The following is a 6,597-nucleotide window of genomic DNA, read 5'->3' on the forward strand; positions in this document are numbered from 1 at the left end:
TGGATGAAATTGAGTGTAATAATTAGGAAATTGCAGACCCTGAATTTTTAAAGTTTGGATGCGATATAAAAAAGCAGCACCAGTCAGAATTTGGTAAGCAACATCAACAACATGACGATTATGTGGTTCAGCCAAATAAGAACCGCGTACCCAATCATTAAAACTACCCATTGCCGGGCCACACCAAATTTGATAATCAACCTCTCGACCTTTCTCCCCAGCACTAGACCAACGAGAAGATAAGCCTAAATACCAGCGAAAAATCAAAGCCATTTTTAACTTAGGATTATTAACAGCCTTACCCAACTTTTCGGGATTTTTTTGAGATAAATAAGCAGCAGTTCCCTCCCAAACCTCAGCAAGACTCTTACGAAAAATTTGCTTTTCTAACTTCTCTCTTTCTAGAACTGGAATTTCATCAATTGACTCATAAGTGCGGTACAACTCATACAACTTTTGTGCCCGCATCCCAAACAAAGTACCGCGTTTAAGAACTTGTAACTTCACACCCATTTCAAACATATCAGCAGCAGGGGCCATCATCACATCAGCCATCTGTGCTTGAGCTAATAATTGCTTAGTATATTCACAAGCACCAGATTCCACACAAGCTTGATTAATCGAACCAGTCATTACATAAGCAGCACCCATCATCAAAGCAGCCAAAGCCGATTGTGGTGTAGCAATCCCACCAGCAACGCCAACTCTAACGGGTGTTTTGTAATGATATTGTTGTTGAATTTCATCGCGTAAAGCAATAATTGAAGGCAACAAACAAACCAAAGGACGATTATCAGTATGACCCCCAGAATCAGCTTCCACAGTAATATCATCAGCCATAGGAACTTGAGCTGCAATAGTTGCTTGCAGGTGCGTAATTAGCCCTTGTTGCTCAAGTTCCTTGAGAATTTTAGCTGGTGGTGGTTGCAAAAACTTACTAGCAACTTCGCGCCGGGAAATTTTCGCCATCACCTTATTTTGGATTTGAATTTGATTAGCATCATTCAAACTCAACCCCGCAACGCGATAATAAACAATATTGGGAGTCAAATCGAGAAAAGCAGAAGCTTCAACAGTTCTGACGCCATATTTGAGATACAAATCAACAGCACGGCGTTCAATTGCAGGTTCATTGGGACTGTGAATTAAATTAAAAGCATAAGGGCCGTAAGGTAAAGCTTGTTGAATACGATTAATCGCAGATTCTAAACGTTCTAGACTTAAACCACCAGCACCAAAAGAACTTAAAATCTGGGCTTTACCAAGGGCAATGACCATTTCTTCCGAAGCGATACCACCAGCCATGGCACCGGTAGCATAGGCATATTTCACACCATGAAAATCGAGAAAGCTGGGGTCTCCTAATTGGTGAAGTTGGATAGGTGGGACAAAAGTCAGTAGTTCGATGGTTGCAGGTGTACAATGTTCTGCAACAGATAAATAGCCTTCGTGAGTCACACCAATTTTGCCAGCCACCTTGACGATGTAACAAGGTTTATCTAATGTTAAGAGTTTGTTTTTGATAACTGATTGCTCAAAAGATATCGATTCCAAACAACCTTTCCATACTTGGCTAGGAGTAGGAGAATAAGCAGAAAAGCTTAAGCCATTATTGTGTTGATTGAATACCGTCTCTATCGTTGTCACGGTAATTATCCCTCAGATTGTAAGCGATGAATGATTAAATCAGTGAACAGCAAACAGTTATCAGGCTTATGGTGGGGGATAAAGAAGTGCCACCAAAGTTTTCCATCAATTGATAGGAGATTTAAATCCAAGCAATGAAACTGATAACTGTCTCATTTGGTTTAGGATTCTTCGTTTAGAAGATTTTGGGCACAAGCTAATTGCAATTCAATAATTTCACTCATTTGCTGACTAAAATTATGTCTAGCTTGTAAAAAAGTGGTGTGAGCTTTAGTGATTTTTGAGTTGTTAGCGTTGAGCTTTTGATACTGAGACTGATTTAAAGCAAGCATGTTAATGGGGCGTTCAATTTCTGGTGTTGGCGTAGGTAAAGATAAGATAGATGAAGCAATTGGCTGTTTAGTTGTTTCTAACTCAGAAGATTGTAATTTTTCTGGGATTTCAAAAGCGTGATTAATGATAGATTTCATGGAGAATTGTGAGAAAGTAGGAGATGGTAAAATGTGATGAGAATTACATTCTGCTTCAGCGATATGATTAGGAAGTGTAGAGGGCATATCGCGTCGAGAGTTGGGAACAACATCTTGAAAAAGCTGACGATTTTGTTCACTCAAAATACTAGCAACAATCGAATTACCGCCCAAAGTGACAGTTCTAAGAGTTGCGGGATTAGCAGGAGTAGCCAGTGGAACATACAACAGTGATAAATCCACATTCACTTGATGGCTAACTAACTTCGCCAATGCCTTAACAATAGCAGTATGGTCATCCATACCCCTGCGATTGAGAGAAACAGTAATGTGTTCATTAGATGCCAAAATCTTATTAATCCATCGAGAACAAGCACTACCAGCACCAGCTTCAATAAAGATTTTCACACCATCAGCATAAACACGATTAACTAATTTAGGAAAATCGAGTTGTTGACACAAACCCGTAGCGATATTGTGAGCGATCGCATCACTTTCAACTACAATTGGTTGATACTCAGCAGCTGAATAAAAAACCACACCAGTCATATCCTGAGCAGGCAAAGTATTAAGTTTCACCAACTCCTTATACTCTGAACGCATCGTTTCACAATGAATCACATGGTCAAAAGGAGCAGCAAAAGCATTACAACCAAGAATTTGAATCACTCGCTGACAAGCGGCTGGTTCCCCAGCAATTAAAACCTCTTCCGGTGTATTAATCTGAGTTAAATAAACGCGCTGTTCATGCTTGATACATTCCCTAACTTGCGATGGCGTCGCCATGAGAACATAAGTAACCCAAACATGATTGTCTGGTAAATCTAACGCACCAGTTAAGCCCCAATACTCACGCACAGCATTTTTTCTACCCGATAATCTATCTCCAAATAAAGGACTGGAATTGAGAGTATTACTACCACCGTGAAAATTACTCCAAACTCCTTGGGCTGACATCATACTAGTTTCGCCCAAGCTATAGCCAAACACACATTGAGGTTTGACTTGAAAATCATCTCGAATAATAGTAGTAATCAGTCGAGAATAAGCAATTTCCGTTTCAAACATTGCTAGAGAATCATCTAACAATTCCTTTTCCAGATTTTCTAATTGTCTAGTAGTTAATTTTGGCAAACTGCGCGGATAAAGTCGTTGATGAATATAGGTAGCACGACTAGCAAGACTATTAAATATTGTGTCATCATAAACTTTCGGAAACAAACGAAAGAGATTTTGACCAATACCAACATAAGAATTAACAGCCGCCGGATAAACATAAGCAACAGACCCATATTTACCCAAAGGTTTCGGTGAGAAATAACTGCCACTTGGCGTTTGCCAATCTTTACCCTGCTCCCAAGCATTATTAATCCCCTTACGGGCAGATTCAATCTCCTTGAGTAACTCTTTTTTGTGACGTCCTGTAATCGATAAAGTGTAGGTTTGGGAGTGGGGAGTGGGGAGTGGGGAGTGGGGAGTAGGGAGTGGGGAGTGGGGAGTGGGGAGTGGGGAGTGGGGAGTGGGGAGTGGGGAGTGGGGAGAAGAAGTATTTTCATCCCCTCGTTGTGGACTTTGGGAATACTGTTGAAAATTAGCAAAGATTTGACTTGCAGTAGTCGATAAACAAGAACTTGCTTCAACAGATTTTTGCAGATGATTTAAAACCTCTTGTAAATGCGCCTGCGACTCCACCACAACAGGCAACAAATAAAAAGGAACTTGTTGCAAATATCGACTTTGACGTTCTTGATGAATAGACGACTCCGATAAAATCAAATGGGCATAACTACCATCACATCCCATACCATTAACAGCCGCAATTCGCCGCGTCCCCTCCTTATCAACAAACCAAGGTCTCGACTCCATCGCCACATAAAAAGGACTACCTTCCCAAACAACAGGAGTCTTAACACCAGACCAATTCGGAGTCGCCGGAATATACCTGTGATAAAGACACAAAGCCGTCTTAATCAAACTAGCCATCCCCGCAGCCACATAAGTATGACCAATATTCGCCTTCACACTCCCCATCGCACAATGCAAACCATCCCCCACCGGAGGATAAGCCTGCAATAACCCAGCAATTTCTGCCTCATCTTCTTTGGGAATGCCACTACCAGACACCTCCAAATAGTCAACATCGCTCGCTTGAATTCCCGCCTCCACAAACGCCCGATTGCAGACTTGATTTATAGTCACAGCATCCACAACCAAAGCATCAGCACTTCCCAAAGCCACAGCATCAATCACCGCATAGATATTATCACCCCCAGCTTGGGCAACATCATGACGCTTCAACACCACAGCACCAGCACCCTCACCCACAGTCCAACCATTGCATCCCTGGTCATAACCTAGTGTCGCTACACCAGTATTTACCGTCGCCCATTGATTTCGCAGCAAGACATTCTCAACACCGCCAGCCAAATCTACAGCACCCACCACTACCGCATCCACTTCTTGGGTTGCCAGTAGCATTTGTGCCACCTCCAGCGCCTTAAACACACTAGTTTCACCCGCAGTCATCGTCAACGCCGGGCCATTAAAATTCCACAACGAAGAAATTCGACTCGCCATGATATTAGCGATATAGCTGAGATACTCACCAATTTCCACCTGATGGTGAACACTATCTTTGACTATCGTTTCGAGTTGTGTGATTTTTTCAGCAGGTAAAGCGATTTCTGCCCCATTCAACCCGTCTTTGACCTGCCAAGACAAACTCCATCTTTGTTGTAGCTGGTGGACAGAAAACTCCGTTTCGGCAGCGATGATGACTGCCACATTCCCATTAGGTGATATTTTGGCATCTTTGAGGGCGCGATCGCAAACCTTCAACAGCAATAATTGTTGGGGATTTAGCTTCTCTAACTCATTGGGAGGGATTTTGTAAGCAAAAGTATCGACATCAAAATCTTTGATATATGCCCCCAATGGTGGTTTGCCTGATGGCAAACCATACTGTTTGAGTAAATCTGATTGGGTATCAATTCCCAACCATCTTTTCTCTGGTAGAGGAATAAAATGTTGTTTGCCATCATAGATACTACTTTCAAAAGCATCTAAACCATTACATTCACCAAAAAAGGCGTCCATCCCCACAATAGCGATTTTACTCATACTCCCATATCCCCTTTTTCCAAAATCAAATGTGAGTTAGTTCCACCAAAGCCAAAAGCACTTAAAGCTGCATATTTAGTTGTGGATTTGTTGGGCCAAGTTGTGTTAGTAGTGACCAGATTTTTGGCATTAATCACACTCTGAGAATCGCCGATGGGTTGAGTTACATTCATCGTTGGTGGAATCACACCACTAGACATACTTAAGATGGCTTTTGTGAGACTAACCATGCCAGCAGCGACTAATAAATGACCCACATTAGCTTTCGCAGAACCGACAAGAGGTGATGCTTGGTGTTGACCAAAGAAAGATTCTATAGAGTTAAATTCGGTGGTGTCTCCCAATAATGTGCCAGTTGCATGGCATTCCATATAATCGATAGCTTGAGGATTGAGTTGTGCTTCGGCGTAAGCACGTTCAAAAGCGATAACTTGCCCGGTGGAGTTGGGGCTAAGTAAATGTTTACCTCTGCCATCGTTAGAGAGACCATTACCACAAATAGTGGCGAGAATCTTGTCACCATCTCGAACAGCATCACTATGACGTTTGAGCATCACCATACCGATACCTTCGGCAGTGACTAGACCACGAGATGATTTATCTAGGGGGCGACTGATATTGTTGTCGGGATAGCCTTGAATCCCGGAAAATAACATGCGTAAAAACAATGGGTCGGAACAACTAATTGCACCGGCTAACATCACATCGGCTTTGCCTGATTGTAGGTAATGCGATGCTAATTTGATGGCATAAAATGATGAGGAACATGCAGCATCGATACAGAAGTGATTGCCCGATAAACCGAAGGCTTTGGCGATGAGGGCGGCGGGGAAGCCGGAAATCATCGCGTTGTAGGGGGAGGATTTAGTGGCTGTTGGTAGGGTTGCGAGGTGGAAGTCTTGGTTTTGTAATAACTCTTGGATTGCTGGTTCAATTGTTTGTTGATATATTGGGGCAAACAATTGATTGGATAGTTTTGTGGGTAATGATAGAGTTCCTAAAATCACGCCACATTTGGAAAGTATTGTTTCGTTTCCCCAATAACCACTATGCAAAATTGCTTGTTTAGCGGCGTAGAGTGACCATTTGAAGGTGTTATCTAAGCTGTCTACAAAATCTGTGGGGAGGTTATATTCGCTGGCGTTAAATTGGAAGTTGCGGATGAATCCACCTTTGAGAAAATAGATTTTTTCTGGTTGTCCTTTTTCGGGTTGGTAAAAGATTTTGGGGTCTACTCCCAGTGAATCAGCTGTTTCAGATGATGTGGAGTCTTTTTGTGCCGATAGATTCTGCCAGAATTGTTCGGGATTGTTGGCGTCGGGAAATAGACACGATAACCCAATGATTGCTATTTTTTCCA

3 protein-coding genes are annotated in these 6,597 nt (G+C 42.2%); all 3 read right to left on the reverse strand.

Translation table 11 applies throughout. The features are described from left to right. Window positions 1-1,647 (reverse strand): PfaD family polyunsaturated fatty acid/polyketide biosynthesis protein (locus tag AC5JMF_RS25985; RefSeq protein WP_495798594.1); only part of this gene is annotated, 1,647 nt, incomplete at its 3' end. 161 nt (window positions 1,648-1,808) lie between these two features. After that, window positions 1,809-5,237 carry a PfaB family protein gene (locus AC5JMF_RS25990; RefSeq protein ID WP_495798595.1) on the reverse strand — a complete coding sequence of 1,143 codons (3,429 nt, stop codon included), beginning with the start codon at window positions 5,235-5,237 and terminating at the stop codon, window positions 1,809-1,811. Next, a partial coding sequence (locus AC5JMF_RS25995; protein WP_495798596.1) for a beta-ketoacyl [acyl carrier protein] synthase domain-containing protein occupies window positions 5,234-6,597 on the reverse strand: 1,364 nt, incomplete at its 5' end. The genes AC5JMF_RS25990 and AC5JMF_RS25995, both read right to left, overlap by 4 nt.

Source organism: Desmonostoc vinosum, assembly GCF_059505385.1.

Coding starts and splice junctions, on each gene's coding strand:
- AC5JMF_RS25990 (WP_495798595.1), bottom strand. CDS start 5,237: ATGAGTAAAATCGCTATTGTGGGGATGGACGCCTTTTTTGGTGAATGT.